Origin of the sequence: Enterobacter cloacae complex sp. P16RS2 (genome assembly GCF_014982155.1) — a bacterium.
In the GTDB taxonomy this organism is placed as follows: Bacteria; Pseudomonadota; Gammaproteobacteria; order Enterobacterales; family Enterobacteriaceae; genus Enterobacter; species Enterobacter cloacae_M.
The window spans coordinates 41,272-55,747 of the sequence record NZ_JADCKW010000005.1 but is presented as its reverse complement, the minus strand read 5'-3'; the positions used below and the strand labels follow the sequence as shown (position 1 = coordinate 55,747).

13 protein-coding genes are annotated in these 14,476 nt (G+C 58.2%); 6 read left to right on the top strand and 7 right to left on the bottom strand.

Translation table 11 applies throughout. The features are described 5' to 3' along the window. Positions 1-53: 53 nt before the first annotated feature. Complete coding sequence (gene yiiM, locus INF68_RS01910) at positions 54-728, bottom strand: 6-hydroxyaminopurine reductase (protein WP_109846432.1); 675 nt, start codon at positions 726-728, stop codon at positions 54-56. Between the two features lie 71 nt (positions 729-799). Next, the gene (gene sodA, locus INF68_RS01905; RefSeq protein ID WP_004203668.1) at positions 800-1,420 is read right to left on the bottom strand and encodes a superoxide dismutase [Mn]; all 621 of its coding nucleotides are present in this window, start codon (positions 1,418-1,420) and stop codon (positions 800-802) included. Between the two features lie 288 nt (positions 1,421-1,708). On the opposite strand from sodA, the gene rhaT reads away from it, so the two are divergent. Then, positions 1,709-2,743, top strand: a complete 1,035-nt coding sequence (gene rhaT, locus INF68_RS01900) for an L-rhamnose/proton symporter RhaT (protein ID WP_109846433.1) — start codon at positions 1,709-1,711, stop codon at positions 2,741-2,743. On the opposite strand, the gene rhaR is transcribed toward rhaT, so the two are convergent. Then, positions 2,744-3,592 (bottom strand): HTH-type transcriptional activator RhaR, encoded by an 849-nt coding sequence (gene rhaR, locus INF68_RS01895; protein WP_126787006.1) that lies wholly within the window; start codon positions 3,590-3,592, stop codon positions 2,744-2,746. A gap of 73 nt (positions 3,593-3,665) precedes the next feature. Beyond that, a complete protein-coding gene (gene rhaS, locus INF68_RS01890) occupies positions 3,666-4,502 on the bottom strand; it encodes an HTH-type transcriptional activator RhaS (protein WP_193525247.1) in 837 nt (278 codons plus the stop codon). A 301-nt stretch (positions 4,503-4,803) separates the two neighbouring features. Between rhaS and rhaB the strand changes: the two genes are divergently transcribed. The 5 genes from rhaB (at position 4,804) to rhaM (ending at position 9,939) form a co-directional block, all read left to right on the top strand. Continuing rightward, positions 4,804-6,273, top strand: a complete 1,470-nt coding sequence (gene rhaB, locus INF68_RS01885; protein ID WP_109846436.1) for a rhamnulokinase — start codon at positions 4,804-4,806, stop codon at positions 6,271-6,273. Beyond that, the gene (gene rhaA, locus INF68_RS01880) at positions 6,270-7,529 is read left to right on the top strand and encodes an L-rhamnose isomerase (protein ID WP_126787008.1); all 1,260 of its coding nucleotides are present in this window, start codon (positions 6,270-6,272) and stop codon (positions 7,527-7,529) included. Before rhaB ends, rhaA begins: the two co-directional genes overlap by 4 nt. 73 nt (positions 7,530-7,602) lie before the next feature. Then, positions 7,603-8,433 (top strand): rhamnulose-1-phosphate aldolase, encoded by an 831-nt coding sequence (gene rhaD, locus INF68_RS01875; RefSeq protein WP_126787009.1) that lies wholly within the window; start codon positions 7,603-7,605, stop codon positions 8,431-8,433. 46 nt (positions 8,434-8,479) lie between these two features. Continuing rightward, positions 8,480-9,628: a lactaldehyde reductase gene (gene fucO, locus INF68_RS01870; protein WP_126787010.1), complete on the top strand. Its 1,149-nt coding sequence runs from the start codon at positions 8,480-8,482 to the stop codon at positions 9,626-9,628. Then, positions 9,625-9,939: an L-rhamnose mutarotase gene (gene rhaM / locus INF68_RS01865; RefSeq protein WP_126787011.1), complete on the top strand. Its 315-nt coding sequence runs from the start codon at positions 9,625-9,627 to the stop codon at positions 9,937-9,939. The genes fucO and rhaM overlap by 4 nt, the downstream gene beginning before the upstream one ends. Here the strand turns inward: rhaM and INF68_RS01860 are convergent. The 3 genes from INF68_RS01860 to INF68_RS01850 form a co-directional block, all read right to left on the bottom strand. Further along, positions 9,927-11,204, bottom strand: a complete 1,278-nt coding sequence (locus INF68_RS01860) for an MFS transporter (protein WP_126787012.1) — start codon at positions 11,202-11,204, stop codon at positions 9,927-9,929. The two genes, rhaM and INF68_RS01860, sit on opposite strands and share 13 nt — an antisense overlap. A 44-nt stretch (positions 11,205-11,248) precedes the next feature. Continuing rightward, positions 11,249-13,372 carry an alpha-galactosidase gene (locus INF68_RS01855; protein ID WP_126787013.1) on the bottom strand — a complete coding sequence of 708 codons (2,124 nt, stop codon included), beginning with the start codon at positions 13,370-13,372 and terminating at the stop codon, positions 11,249-11,251. Positions 13,373-13,476: 104 nt separating this feature from the next. Continuing rightward, entirely contained in the window at positions 13,477-14,472 is a 996-nt protein-coding gene (locus INF68_RS01850; RefSeq protein ID WP_109846444.1) for a LacI family DNA-binding transcriptional regulator, read from the bottom strand. Positions 14,473-14,476: the final 4 nt, after the last annotated feature.

The following is a 14,476-nucleotide window of genomic DNA, read 5'->3' as shown; positions in this document are numbered from 1 at the left end:
GTGTTAGTGCCGGGTGGCGGCTTCGCCTTACCCGGCCTACTTTCTGCGGAGGACTATTTCCCCCACAATCTCCGCGAATTATCCTCGATCTTGCTGCTTAAACGCCGCTTCTGCATCGTTCTCGTCCAGCTGGTCGATAGCCCCGCCGCCGACAGCAGGCGGTGATATTGTTCGTCGTCAAACGGCATATGCCAGGCAATAGCGCAGGCGTCATAAACAGACACATCGCTCAGGCGCGACGCCAGCTCAAGCGGCGCGTCCGCTGAAACCTTCCCAGCCAGCACCACGCGATACAGCCAGCCGGTTTTACCCGCTTTTTGCAGCTGGGCCGACATATCCTGAATACCGAAGTGGTAGTTGAGCTTGAAGCACGGCGAGCGCGGCTGCGTCACCTGAATCAGGGCATCGCCCCAGCGGTAGATATCACCGATAAACACGTTCTTTTCGGTGAGCCCTTCGGTGGAGAGATTCTCGCCAAACGCGGGGGCGACGAAGAGATCCGCCTGCTCGGGGAATTCGGTTTTCCAGTGCTGATAGTGTTCACGCGGGTAGTGGCACAGCGCGCGATCGGGCCCGCCGTGGATTTTCTTTTCGGCCTGCTCGTCACCCGCAAGCCCGAGGTCGGTTAACGTCAGCTCACCGTCGACCTGAATTTTGGCGATGGCACTCGGGCGGCTGCCGTCGTACTCCCTTACCTTGCCTGTAAACACGTTCACCGGGTAATGCATTGCTGCCTCCATTACGCAGATACAAAAAAAGCGAGTCATAAGACTCGCTTCTCACAGGCGTCTATGCAACCTTATTTTTTAGCGGCGAAACGCGCTGCTGCTTCGTCCCAGTTCACCACGTCCCAGAAGGCTTTGATGTAGTCCGGGCGACGGTTCTGGAATTTCAGGTAGTAAGCGTGTTCCCACACGTCCAGGCCCAGGATTGGGAAGCCGGATGCGCCAGAGATTGCTTCACCCATCAGCGGGGAGTCCTGGTTAGCAGTAGACACTACCGCCAGCTTGTCGCCTTTCAGAACCAGCCACGCCCAGCCAGAGCCGAAACGGGTTGCAGCGGCTTTTTCGAATTCCGCTTTGAAGTTGTCAACGGAACCGAAGTCGCGCTCGATAGCCGCTTTCAGGTCGCCCTGAAGGGTGGTACCGGTCTTCAGGCCTTTCCAGAACAGGCTGTGGTTAGCGTGGCCGCCAGCGTTGTTACGCAGAACGGTTTTCTTGTCCGCTGGCAGCTGGTCCAGCTTGGTGATCAGCTCTTCAGCAGACAGGTTAGCGAACTCTGGCAGGCTTTCCAGCGCGGCGTTCGCGTTGTTCACATAGGTCTGGTGGTGTTTAGTGTGATGGATTTCCATCGTCTGCTTGTCGAAATGCGGTTCCAGTGCGTCGTAGGCATACGGCAGGGATGGCAGTGTATAACTCATAATCCTCTCCATTATTGTCGGGCGGCACAGCTGTTAATGCCGCGTAAGCAGTTGGTTCATTATAGTTAATTAAATGATATTGAAAATGATTATCAATGCCGTAGTTTTTATAAGGTTATTCATTTTCCGATTAATCGCGATATTGTGAGTCTGCTCACGTGGTTAACGTGCTGATTGCCATCCAGAACGCATGTGCGGCAACCTTCTGAAGGTCCCCAAACCGCCTAATTTTTACACTCCTCAAGTCGGTGGGAAGCCACTGACGATAAAAACGATGAGGGTGTAAAAATGAATCATGCGATTACGATGGGTATCTTCTGGCATTTGATAGGCGCTGCCAGTGCAGCCTGTTTCTATGCTCCTTTTAAAAAAGTGAGAGGCTGGTCATGGGAAACTATGTGGTCCGTTGGCGGTATCGTGTCCTGGCTGATTTTGCCCTGGACCATTAGCGCCATGCTGCTGCCCGATTTCTGGGACTACTTCTCCTCATTCAGCGCTGCCACCCTGCTGCCGGTGTTCCTGTTCGGCGCGATGTGGGGCGTCGGCAACATCAACTATGGCCTCACCATGCGCTATCTCGGCATGTCTATGGGGATTGGTATCGCGATTGGCATCACGCTGATCGTCGGTACCCTGATGACGCCTATTCTCAACGGCAACTTCGACGTGCTTATTAATACTCAGGGTGGGCGGATGACGCTCCTGGGCGTGCTGGTGGCGGTCATTGGCGTAGGAATTGTGACTCGCGCGGGGCAGTTGAAAGAGCGTAAGCTGGGGATTAAAGCTGAAGATTTTAACCTGAAGAAAGGTCTGCTGCTGGCGGTGATGTGCGGCATTTTCTCGGCCGGCATGTCGTTCGCGATGAACGCCGCCAAACCGATGCACGAAGCGGCTGCCGCGCTGGGCGTCGATCCGCTGTACGTTGCGCTACCAAGCTATGTCGTGATTATGGGTGGCGGCGCGATGGTTAACCTGGGCTTCTGCTTCATTCGTCTGGCAAAAGTAAAAAACCTGTCGGTAAAAACCGATTTCTCGCTGGCAACATCGCTCATCATCACCAACGTGCTGCTCTCCGCTCTGGGCGGCCTGATGTGGTATTTGCAGTTCTTTTTCTACGCCTGGGGCCACGCCAGCATTCCGGCGCAATACGACTATATAAGCTGGATGCTGCACATGAGTTTCTACGTACTTTGCGGCGGGCTGGTTGGGCTGGTGCTGAAAGAGTGGACGAACGCCGGACGTCGTCCGGTTGGCGTACTGAGCCTCGGCTGCGTGGTGATTATTATCGCTGCCAATATCGTCGGCCTCGGCATGGCAAACTGATTACGCCCCCTTTCGACTGCGATGACGCCACTGTATCGGCGTCATCCCCACCTCGCGGTTAAACACCACTGAAAAGTAGTTACTGTCCTCAAAGCCGCAGCGCATCGCCACATCACTGACCATCCACTCCGTATGCTGGAGGAGATATTGTGCATGGCAGATGCGCAGCTGGCGCAGATAGTGGTTCACCGTCATCCCTGTCAGAGTGCGGAAATGCTGGCGCAACGCGCGCTCGCTGCACTGTTCCTGCTCGCAGAATTTCTCCAGTACAAAGTTTTTATTCAGGCTGCCCGCAAGCCGGGTGATGAGCTTATCCAGCAGCGCTTCCTGCGTTGTGGCGCAGGGGTTATCAGTAGCGTAACGATGGCGCTTCAACGTCATCACCAGCTGGGCGAAAAGCAACTCCACCAGCTGATTAGCAACGGGGTCGTTCTTCTGGCTCTCCTGCTCCAGTTGAGAAATAACCTGCCGTACCTGAGCCATGCCGCTACTGCTTAAGCGCCAGTGCGGAGAACCCTTAGCATCAAGAAAGCCCGGAATGCTCGCGGCCCAGTCCACGTTAAGCTTGAGCCTGTCAGGACAGTAAATAACGTTTTGCAGCACCAGGTCGTTAACCGAGGCGTAGGAGTGTTTATCATCCGCGCGAATGTAGAACAGGTCTCCGCGCGTGATGCGGTAGGGACGGTCGTTGAGGATGTGCAGGCCGTTACCGCGCCAAACCAGCACCAGCTCGCAAAACTCGTGGGTATGTTCGGCAAAGACGTCCTGCGGGTAGCGATCGGCCACCGTGACGGCCTGACTCGCGGAGGCAAAAAAATCATCTTTGCGAAGAATTAACTGAGCAGCCACACCACGACCTCTACGCCGAATAACCTGACACTATTAGCTTTTTTGCGGAAATAAAACGGTGACTGCCCTCGCGTTACTGAAGCATCGCGTCTTTTCCCTGGCGAATATCGCGCGGAGACCAGTTAAATTCCCGGCGAAACAGCGTTGAAAAGTGATTGCTGTCGCCAAAACCGCAGCAATAGGCAATATCCGTGACGCTATCGTCGGTATGACGTAAAAGATGACGCGCTTTGATCAGGCGCAGACGGTTAAGGTAGCGTTGCGGCGTCAGCCCGGTGTGCTGTTTAAGCTGGCGATGCAGGGTGCGCAGAGACAGTGAAAAATCATCCGCAAGCGTTTCCCAGCAGATATCCTCGGCGAAATGATCTTCCAGCCAGGCCAGCAGATGGTTCAGGCGCGCGTTGTTATCTTCCAGCCCTTCCACCAGGCTGCTGCGGCGCAGCAGCACCAGAAGCTGCATAAACAGCAGTTCGCGCGTGGCAATCGCGTGCGTCTCCTGCCCGTCTTCGCTCTTCTCCATCTGGCTCACCAGCTGACGCACCTGCTGCAGGATGGACTGATTCACCCGCCAGTGCGACGGATAGTGTCCGTCTTGCTCCTGGGGCAACAGCTGGCTCAGCCCCGAAAGAAACTGGAACGCGTCCGGGGAACGGTAAAGCACATTCGTCAGATACAGGTTGTCGGTATGTTCATACAGGTGCCTGTCGTGGTCGCGCACGAAGCAAACCGTACCACCGCTGATGGTATAGGGCTGGCCATTGAAAACATGAATACCCGTCCCGCGCTCAACAATCACAATTTCGTGAAAATCATGATGATGCTCCGGAAACGCTGCCTGAGGAAGCCGTGGCTCAATCGTGACAGGCGAACCTCCTGAAGGAAAAAAATCCACGCAGTGCAGTACGGTCATAACGGCTCCCACCAATGAAAAATGTTCTCAAAATAGTAATTAAGGCCTCCCTCACTCACCTTCAATTTTTGGCAGTAAACCTTGCAAAAGCTGTCCATTATTCAAGAAACAGGGGGAAAGATCGGGAAATGCGCTCAGCGTCACACTGCCTGAGCATCCCGTCACTGCTGGAAACTGTGAACGTCCTCACATTCACCTTTGCTTTCTTGCCAGCGCGAGATTTGGCCTGTCAGTGGCGAGAAGGTGACTTTTTCTTCCCTTTTTTACACTCACCGCTAATGACTTAAGAAAGGACCCGACCATGACTTTTCGCCATTGTGTAGCTGTCGATTTAGGGGCATCCAGCGGCCGCGTAATGCTCGCGAGCTGGGACCGTGAGCAGCACACGCTTTCACTTCGCGAAATGCACCGTTTCGCCAACTGCCTGCAAAAGCAGGACGGTTTTGATACCTGGGATATTGATGCCCTGGAGGCGGAGATCCGTACCGGACTGAACAACGTCTGCAACGACGGCATTCGCATCGACAGCATCGGCATTGATACATGGGGCGTGGACTACGTTCTGCTTGATAGCCATGGCGAGCGCGTCGGCTTGCCGGTGTCTTATCGCGACAGCCGCACCGACGGCCTGATGGCGCACGCTATCGCCCAGCTTGGCAAGGACAACATCTACGGGCGCAGCGGCATTCAGTTTTTGCCGTTTAACACACTTTATCAGCTGCGTGCTTTGGTCGAGCAACAGCCGGAGCTGGTCGCGGACGTGGCCCATGCTCTGCTGATCCCGGACTACCTGAGCTATCGCCTGACCGGCAACATGAACTGGGAATATACCAACGCCACCACCACGCAGCTGGTCAACATCAACTCGGATAGCTGGGATGAACATCTGCTGGCCTGGACGGGGGCGTCGCCTTCCTGGTTCGGCACACCAACCCACCCGGGTAACGTGATCGGTCACTGGATTTGCCCTCAGGGGAACGCAATCCCTGTCGTTGCCGTCGCCAGCCACGATACCGCCAGCGCGGTAATAGCGTCCCCACTTGCAAGCAAAGACGCGGCTTACCTCTCGTCCGGCACCTGGTCGCTGATGGGCTTTGAGAGCAAAACTCCGTACGCCAGCGATGCCGCGATGGCGGCAAACATTACCAACGAAGGCGGTGCCGAAGGCCGCTACCGCGTACTGAAAAACATCATGGGGCTGTGGCTGCTCCAGCGGGTGCTGAAAGAGCAGAACATTAACGACCTACCCGCGCTTATCGCCGAAACCAAGAAGCTGAAGGCCTGTACGTTCCTGATCAACCCGAACGATGACCGCTTTATCAACCCGGCACACATGAGCGCCGAAATTCAGGCCGCCTGCGTCGAGGTCGGGCAGCCGGTGCCGTCGAGTCCTTCAGAACTGGCGCGCTGCATTTTTGACAGCCTCGCCCTGCTGTATGCCGACATCCTCAGCGAGCTGGCGAGCCTTCGCGGAAAACCGTTCAGTCAGCTGCATATCGTGGGCGGCGGCTGCCAGAACCAGCTGCTGAACCAGCTCTGCGCCGATGCCTGCGGCATCACCGTGGTGGCGGGTCCCGTGGAGGCCTCCACGCTCGGGAATATCGGCATTCAGCTGATGACCCTGGACGAACTTTCCAGCGTTGACGACTTCCGTTCGGTGGTGGCGGCTAACGCCAGCCTGACCACCTTCACCCCCAATCCCTGCCGTGAAATTGCTCGCTTTCGGGCGCAGTTTCAGCAAAACCGACTGACTAAGGAGCTTTGCGCATGACAACTCAATTAGAACAAGCCTGGGGTCTGGCTAAACAGCGTTTCGCCGCCGTCGGCGTGGATGTCGAAGAGGCGCTGCGCCAGCTCGACCGTCTGCCCGTATCCATGCACTGCTGGCAGGGCGATGACGTCGCCGGTTTCGAGAACCCAGGCGGTTCGCTGACGGGTGGTATTCAGGCCACCGGTAACTACCCCGGCAAAGCGCGTAACGCGACCGAACTGCGCGCCGACCTGGAGCTGGCACTGAGCCTGATCCCGGGGCCAAAACGCCTGAACCTGCATGCGATTTACCTCGAATCCGACGAGCCGGTGGCGCGCAACGAAATCAAACCGGAACACTTTAAGAACTGGGTGGAGTGGGCCAAAGCCAACCAGCTGGGGCTGGACTTTAATCCGTCCTGTTTCTCACATCCGCTGAGCGCGGACGGTTTTACCCTCGCCCACGCGGACGACGACATCCGCCAGTTCTGGATCGACCACGTGAAGGCCAGCCGCCGCGTTTCGGCGTATTTCGGCGAACAGCTCGGCACGCCGTCGGTGATGAACATCTGGATCCCGGACGGCATGAAGGATATCACCGTCGACCGTCTGGCCCCGCGCCAGCGCCTGCTGGCCGCGCTGGATGAGGCCATCAGTGAGAAGCTGGACCCGGCGCACCACATCGACGCCGTAGAGAGCAAGCTGTTCGGCATTGGCGCCGAGAGCTACACCGTGGGCTCGAACGAGTTCTACATGGGTTACGCCACCAGCCGCCAGACCGCGCTGTGTCTGGATGCCGGCCACTTCCACCCGACCGAGGTGATCTCCGACAAAATCTCCGCCGCCATGCTCTACGTGCCGCGCCTGCTGCTGCACGTCAGCCGTCCGGTGCGCTGGGACAGCGATCACGTGGTGCTGCTGGATGACGAAACCCAGGCGATTGCCAGCGAAATCATCCGCCATGACCTCTTTGACCGCGTACACATCGGCCTCGACTTCTTCGATGCCTCCATAAACCGCATCGCTGCATGGGTTATCGGCACCCGCAATATGAAGAAAGCCCTGCTGCGCGCGCTGCTGGAGCCTGTCGCCGCGCTGAAACAGCTGGAGGCTAACGGCAACTACACCGCGCGTCTGGCGCTGCTGGAAGAGCAGAAATCCCTGCCGTGGCAGGCGGTGTGGGAGATGTACTGCCAGCGTAACGACGCCCCGGCGGGCAGCCAGTGGCTGGACAACGTGCGGGCATACGAGAACGACGTGTTGAGTCAGCGCGGGTAATTTTGCCCTCACCCTAACCCTCTCCCACAGGGAGAGGGTTCAACCTCACCGCGATAACTGGAAAATGAAGACTATGCAGACCATCACCACTTCCTGGTTCGTCCAGGGCATGATCAAAGCCACCTCCGACGCCTGGCTGAAAGGCTGGGACGAGCGCAACGGCGGCAACCTGACGCTGCGTCTGGACGACGCGGATATTGAACCGTTCGCGGCCGATTTCCACCAGAAGCCGCGCTATATCGCGCTGAGCCAGCCGATGCCGCTGCTGGCCAACACGCCGTTTATCGTCACCGGTTCCGGCAAGTTCTTCCGCAACGTTCAGCTTGATCCACAGGCCAACCTCGGCGTGGTGAAAGTGGACAGCGACGGCGCGGGCTACCACATTCTGTGGGGCCTGACCGATGAGGCGGTACCCACGTCTGAACTGCCGGCGCACTTCCTCTCCCACTGCGAGCGCATCAGGGCGACTAATGGCAAAGACCGCGTGATCATGCACTGCCACGCCACCAACCTGATCGCCCTGACCTACGTGCTGGAAAACAGCTCTGACTTCATCACCCGCAAGCTGTGGGAAGGCAGCACCGAGTGTCTGGTGGTCTTCCCGGACGGGGTCGGCATTCTGCCGTGGATGGTGCCGGGTACCGACGAAATCGGCCAGGCAACCGCCAAAGATATGCAAAAACATTCGCTGGTGCTGTGGCCATTCCACGGCGTCTTCGGCAGCGGTCCGACGCTGGATGAAACCTTCGGCCTGATCGACACCGCCGAGAAATCCGCGGAAGTGCTGGTAAAGGTTTATTCCATGGGCGGTATGAAGCAGACCATTACCCGCGAAGAGCTTATTGCGCTCGGCAAGCGCTTCGGCGTAACCCCGCTCCGGTCAGTGCTGGAAATATATGCATAAACCCTCGCTGACCGGACGGTACGGGCGATAGTTAAGGAGAATTATCATGAGTTTTATGTTGGCACTTCCAAAAATCAGTCTGCACGGCGCGGGCGCAATCGGCGATATGGTTAACCTGGTGGCGAACAAGCAGTGGGGAAAAGCGCTGATTGTCACCGACGGCCAGCTGGTAAAGCTGGGCCTGCTCGACAGCCTTTTTGCCGCGCTGGACACCCATCAGATGTCGTATCACCTGTTCGACGAGGTGTTCCCGAACCCGACGGAAGCGCTGGTGCAAAAAGGATTTGCGGCATACCGGGACGCGGAGTGTGATTACGTGATTGCCTTCGGCGGCGGCAGCCCGATTGATACCGCCAAAGCCATTAAGATCCTCACCGCCAACCCCGGCCCATCCACCGATTATGCCGGCGTCGGCAAGGTGAAAAACGCGGGCGTGCCGCTGGTGGCAATTAACACCACCGCAGGTACGGCGGCGGAGATGACCAGCAATGCGGTGATCATCGACTCCGCTCGTCAGGTGAAAGAGGTGATTATTGACCCGAACATCATCCCGGACATCGCCGTGGACGATGCCAGCGTGATGCTGGATATTCCGGCCTCCGTGACCGCCGCAACCGGTATGGATGCCCTGACCCACGCCATTGAAGCCTACGTGTCCGTTGGCGCGCACCCGCTGACCGACGCCAACGCGCTGGAAGCGATTCGCCTGATCAACCTCTGGCTGCCGGAAGCGGTCGAAGACGGTCATAACCTTGAGGCGCGCGAGCAGATGGCGTTTGGCCAGTATCTGGCGGGCATGGCGTTTAACAGTGCGGGTCTCGGACTTGTGCATGCCCTGGCGCACCAGCCGGGCGCGACACACAACCTGCCGCACGGCGTATGCAACGCCATCCTGCTGCCGATCGTCGAAAGCTTTAACCGCCCGAACGCAGTTGCCCACTTCGCCCGCGTGGCGCAGGCGATGGGCATCGATACTCGCGGCATGAGCGTTGAAGCCGCCAGCATGTCCGCCATTCAGGCGATTCGCAACCTGAGCGCTCGCGTCGGCATCCCTGCGGGCTTTAGCCAGCTCGGCGTGACCAAAGCCGATATTGAAGGCTGGCTGGATAAAGCGCTCGCCGATCCGTGTGCGCCATGCAATCCGCGCGCCGCCAGCCGTGAGGAAGTTCGCGAGCTCTATCTGGAGGCACTATGATCCGCAAAGCCTTTGTGATGCAGGTAAACCCGGACGCGCACAAGGAGTACGCGCGCCGCCACAATCCGATTTGGCCGGAGCTGGAAAAGGTGTTGAAAGACCACGGCGCACACCATTACGCCATTTATCTCGACAAAGCCCGCAACCTGCTGTTTGCGACCGTAGAGATTGAATCGGAGGAGCGCTGGAGCGCGGTAGCCAGTACCGACGTCTGCCAGCGCTGGTGGAAACATATGGGCGACGTCATGCCGTCGAACCCGGATAACAGCCCGGTGAGTACCGAGCTGAAAGAGGTCTTTTACCTGGACTGATGTGTTAACGCTGCTGCCCCCGCGGCGGCAGCGATCTCCTGCCTGCTGCTCAGCGTAAACGCCGACACCACCGTAATCGCCAGCACGAAACAGCCCAGCATCAGATACGTCTCCTGGAAGCCGATCCGGTCATACATATTCCCGGCAAAAGCGGAGAGGAAAATGGCCGCCGACTGCTTGGCGAACTGGAAGCCGATCAGATAGATAGTCGCTGACAGTCGGGTATCAAACACCCCGGTGATGTACTTGAATGCCCCCACCAGCAGGAACGGCACCTCCAGCGCGTGCAGCATCTTCAGGGCAATCACTTCTACAGCGGTGGTGGCAAATGACGAGCCAATGATGCGCGTCGCCATAATCACCCCGGCGATCAGCAGCGTGTTTTTCGCGCCGATGCGGTTAATGATCCACGGCGAACAAAACATGATGATCGCGTTGCAGATTTCCCCCGCCGTGGTAGCGAAACCAAAGGCGCGAGTACCTTCCTGCGGCGTGGCGAAGAAGGTTTTAAAGAAGGTGGCAAACTGCTGGTCAAATACGTCATAGACGCAGGCTACGCCAATCACGTACAGAATAAACATCCACATCCTGCGCTGACGGAACAGGCTAAAGACCGTTTTCGCAGTGATTTGCGGCTGGTTCGCGCCCAGTGCATCCATGACCTGCGCCGTCTGGTTGGGCTTTGGCTTCGCCACCACCAGCAACAGCATCAGCAGCAATGCCGCTCCCGATCCCATCCAGAAAACATACGACGGATCGATGCCGAACAGGATCCCGCCCGTTGAGGCGCACAAGCCCCAGCCGAGGCAGCCAAACATCCGCGCCTTGCCGTACTCAAAGAAGCTGTTGCGGCTCACGCGCTCAATATAGGCCTCAATCGCCCCCGATCCGGCCGAAAATACAAAACCGATATACAGCCCGCCGCTCAGCGCACCCAGCCAGATATTGGCTTTCAGCAGCGGCGCGAAGACGTACAGGAAGAACGGCGCGAACAGAAACAGCAGCACCGCGATGATCCACAGAAGGTGTTTTTTCAGCCCCAGCTTGTCCGAAATCACGCCCAGCACTGGCTGGAAGGCGATAGCCGACAGCGAGATGCAGGAGAAGACAATCCCGGTATGGGTTTTATTCAGGCCGATGATGTCCGACAGCCAAATCGGCAGGAACGGAAAGCAGGTGGCCATGATGAAGAAGTAGAGAAAGAAGAACAGCCCAAAGATCCAGAAGTTAGGGTTGTCTTTGTGGGTACAGGTTGTTGTGTTCATTATTTTTATCCTCAACGGAGGGCCGGCTGCCCGGCCCGTCACCCTTACACGCGTTCAACGCCAATCAGAATGGCGGTTTCCGGATCCAGAATCGGCAGCGCAATGCCCGCCTGCATCAGCCACTCGCCGCTCACCGTTTGCGGCGTTTCCATCCACGCCGGTAGCTTGCGCATGGTGTGCCCTCCCTCGCCCGTAATCTGAATATTCGGGTGATCGAGCAGCGTGACGCGGTACCGCGCGCTGGCCTCCAGCCCCGCCATGCGCAGCGGCATCATTAGGCTGTAGTCCGGCATCGCGAGCTGGCTGACCATAAACAGCCCCTGTGCCTTATCTTCGCTTACAATACCCTGCGCCAGCGTGGTGGCGTCCGGCATATCAATTCGCCACTGGGTGCCGCGATGAATGACATCCCGCCACTGCTTGTGCAGCGCGGCGTAATGGCGATAGCCTTCGCGCTCCTGTGCGTCCACGGTGAGCGGATCCAGCTCCAGCCCCATATGGCCAAACAGGGCCGTCAGCCCGCGGAAGGCGATGCCGTGCTGGCGGAAGGTAGCGTGGCATTGATGATGACCGATATGCGCGCCCATCACCTCCGGCGGGAAGAAATAACTCATGCCGCGCTGGATGGTGCTGCGCTCCAGCGCGTCGTTGTTGTCAGACGCCCAGAAGCGGTGGCTGCGGGTCAGTACCTCATAATCAATGCGACCGCCGCCGGAGGAGCAGGATTCAAACTCAATGTGCGGGAAGCGCTCACCCAGCACGTCCAGCAGGCGGTAAAACTGACGGGTCTGGGTATCGGCGGCGGCTTTACCGTTGTGTCCAGGCTGCACCAGCTCGCGGTTCATGTCCCACTTTACGTAGTCGACCGCATGCTCGCCCAGCAGCCAGCTCATGCGCTCCACCAGGTAAGCAAAGGCCTCCGGGATGTTGAGATTGAGCACCAGCTGGTGTCGTCCGGTCGCCCGGGGATAGCCCGGCAGCGCCAGTACCCAGTCAGGATGCGCGCGGTACAAATCTGAATCCGGGTTGATCATCTCCGGCTCAACCCAAATGCCAAACTCCATGCCGAGCCGTTTGACGTGGTCGATCACCGGCGTCAGGCCGTTCGGGTATTTTTTCTCGTCCAGATACCAGTCACCCAGCGCGGCATGGTCGTCATTGCGGCCTTTGAACCAGCCGTCATCGATGATGAAGCGCTCCACGCCCAGCGCGGCAGCCTCGTCGGCCATGCGCTTGATGTAATCCGGATCGTGGTTGAAGTAGATCCCTTCCCAGGTATTGAGGTGCACCGGGCGCGGTTTGTTTTCCGGGAAGCGGATGACGTTGTTGCGCAGGTAGCGGTGGAACGGCTGGCTCATGCCGTTCAGGCCCTGCGTGGAGTAGCTGGCATACAGGCGCGGCGTCCAGAGCGTATCGCCCTCCTCAACCGCCATTTCACCCGGCAGGTAGAGCGCTTCGGCCTGGAGATAGCGACGACCGTCGGTTTTCGCTTCCGCGCGCAGGCGGTGATTACCGCTCCAGCCCAGATGCACGCCCCAGACGTCACCCTGCATTTCGCTGAACGACGGCGTACCGGCAATTAGCGCCGGGAAGTGCTCGTGGGAGGTTTTACCCCGACGGTTTTCAATCACGAAGCTGTCGTGTTCAAGCTTAACGCGGTGCGGCTGAAACTCCCTGATCCAGCGACCGTGGAAGGCCATCACCTCCTGTGCGCGCTCGGCCACCGGCAGCGTGACGGCGAAACGGTCAACCTGCCAGGGGATCGCTTTCAGGTTCGTTAAACCGTGACGAACCACCAGCACGCCGCTGGCATCCAGCACCAGCTCGCTGGTCAGGCGCAAGCCCGCATGCTCATCTTCGGCGGTAATCGTCAGGGTGTTTACGTCCTGCTGCACCTGCGTGGTTTTGAACACCGGGGAACCGTCCAGCCCCTGGCGATGCCCCTCAATGCCAGGCGAACCAAACAGACCATGTCCCAGCTCGGCCATCAGCGTGACCGGGGAGTCGACGTCAAGCCTGCCGTTGGCAACAGGACGCGCGAGCGTAGCAACATCCTGCGGCGAAAAGTGCTGAAGGTGAGGCCCCCAGTAGAGAATTTCGGCGAACGGATGGGTTTTGATCACCACGTCTACCGTCGTGGTTTCGAGTCGTAAAACGGGATCTTGCATCAGATATCTCCTGTCATCGGGATGATCTGAGTGTTGATCCGAAACGTTTCGGATACAAACCAAAACGTTTCGGTTCTGTGATCGGGTTTAAAATTTTGCGGTATTTAGGCCGTCTGGCCCGGAGAGAATTCAGGCTGCCAGAGCACCTGAAGCTGTTCAATATCGTCGCCGTTAATCAGCTGGCGCACCATATCGGCAATCTGTTTCCCGACGCCCTGGCGGGTGGACTGGATCACCGACGCCACCTCAATATCAACGATGCTGTCCTGCGGAAGGCCGTCATAAACCACCAGCGAGACGGCGTTGTCCCCGGATAAACGCCCCATCTGCGCCAGCGCCATCGCCGCGCCGTCGCCGTGGGTGTTGCAGTCGGTGATGATGGCCGTGGGCGGCTGCGGCAGGGCAAGTAGCTCTTTCGTGGTGGCATACCCGACGCGGCGCGAAGGCGGCATGGCGCGCAGCCATTCGCTGGAAAGCCCGGCTTCCCGCAGGGCGTCGAGATAACCCTGACGGCGCTGTGTGATAAACGCCTGATTGTTGCTTTCGCCAAGTAGCGCGATACGCTGATGGCCCTTCTCGATCAGCCAGCGGGTCGCCTGCCAGGTACCGGCATAGTTATCGAAGTCAAACCACGCGTACGGCTGCGGGAGGTGGCTGCGCCCAAGTGCCAGGAAAGGAAAACCGGCGGCCTGAAGCTGCACAAGACGCGGATCGTGATCCAGCGTATGCGCCACGATCAGCGCGTCGACGCGTCGGCTTTGCACCATGCGCATATAGCTGTGCTTATCCGCCAGATCGTCGTCGGCGATGAGCAATAAGTCGATCTCATGTCGCGCCAGTTCATGGCTAATTTCGCCGACCATGTCCATAAATACGCTGTTATTGAGCGGAACAGGATGTACGGGAAACACCAGCCCGACGGCGTCAATTTTGCCCATCTTCAGGCGGCGGGCAAAGGTGTTTGGTCGGTAACCACGGCGCTGAGCCTCTGCTTCCACGCGTGCGCGCGTCTCGGCGGAGACGTCGTCATATCCGTTGAGGGCGCGGCTGACGGTGGTGACTGACAGCCCCAGTTCTTTAGCAATGGCTTTAAGCGACATGATT

Coding starts and splice junctions, on each gene's coding strand:
- INF68_RS01855 (WP_126787013.1), bottom strand. CDS start 13,372: ATGCAAGATCCCGTTTTACGACTCGAAACCACGACGGTAGACGTGGTG.
- rhaT (WP_109846433.1), top strand. CDS start 1,709: ATGAATCATGCGATTACGATGGGTATCTTCTGGCATTTGATAGGCGCT.
- INF68_RS01850 (WP_109846444.1), bottom strand. CDS start 14,472: ATGTCGCTTAAAGCCATTGCTAAAGAACTGGGGCTGTCAGTCACCACC.
- fucO (WP_126787010.1), top strand. CDS start 8,480: ATGAGTTTTATGTTGGCACTTCCAAAAATCAGTCTGCACGGCGCGGGC.
- rhaB (WP_109846436.1), top strand. CDS start 4,804: ATGACTTTTCGCCATTGTGTAGCTGTCGATTTAGGGGCATCCAGCGGC.
- rhaM (WP_126787011.1), top strand. CDS start 9,625: ATGATCCGCAAAGCCTTTGTGATGCAGGTAAACCCGGACGCGCACAAG.
- rhaD (WP_126787009.1), top strand. CDS start 7,603: ATGCAGACCATCACCACTTCCTGGTTCGTCCAGGGCATGATCAAAGCC.
- sodA (WP_004203668.1), bottom strand. CDS start 1,420: ATGAGTTATACACTGCCATCCCTGCCGTATGCCTACGACGCACTGGAA.
- yiiM (WP_109846432.1), bottom strand. CDS start 728: ATGCATTACCCGGTGAACGTGTTTACAGGCAAGGTAAGGGAGTACGAC.
- rhaA (WP_126787008.1), top strand. CDS start 6,270: ATGACAACTCAATTAGAACAAGCCTGGGGTCTGGCTAAACAGCGTTTC.
- INF68_RS01860 (WP_126787012.1), bottom strand. CDS start 11,204: ATGAACACAACAACCTGTACCCACAAAGACAACCCTAACTTCTGGATC.
- rhaS (WP_193525247.1), bottom strand. CDS start 4,502: ATGACCGTACTGCACTGCGTGGATTTTTTTCCTTCAGGAGGTTCGCCT.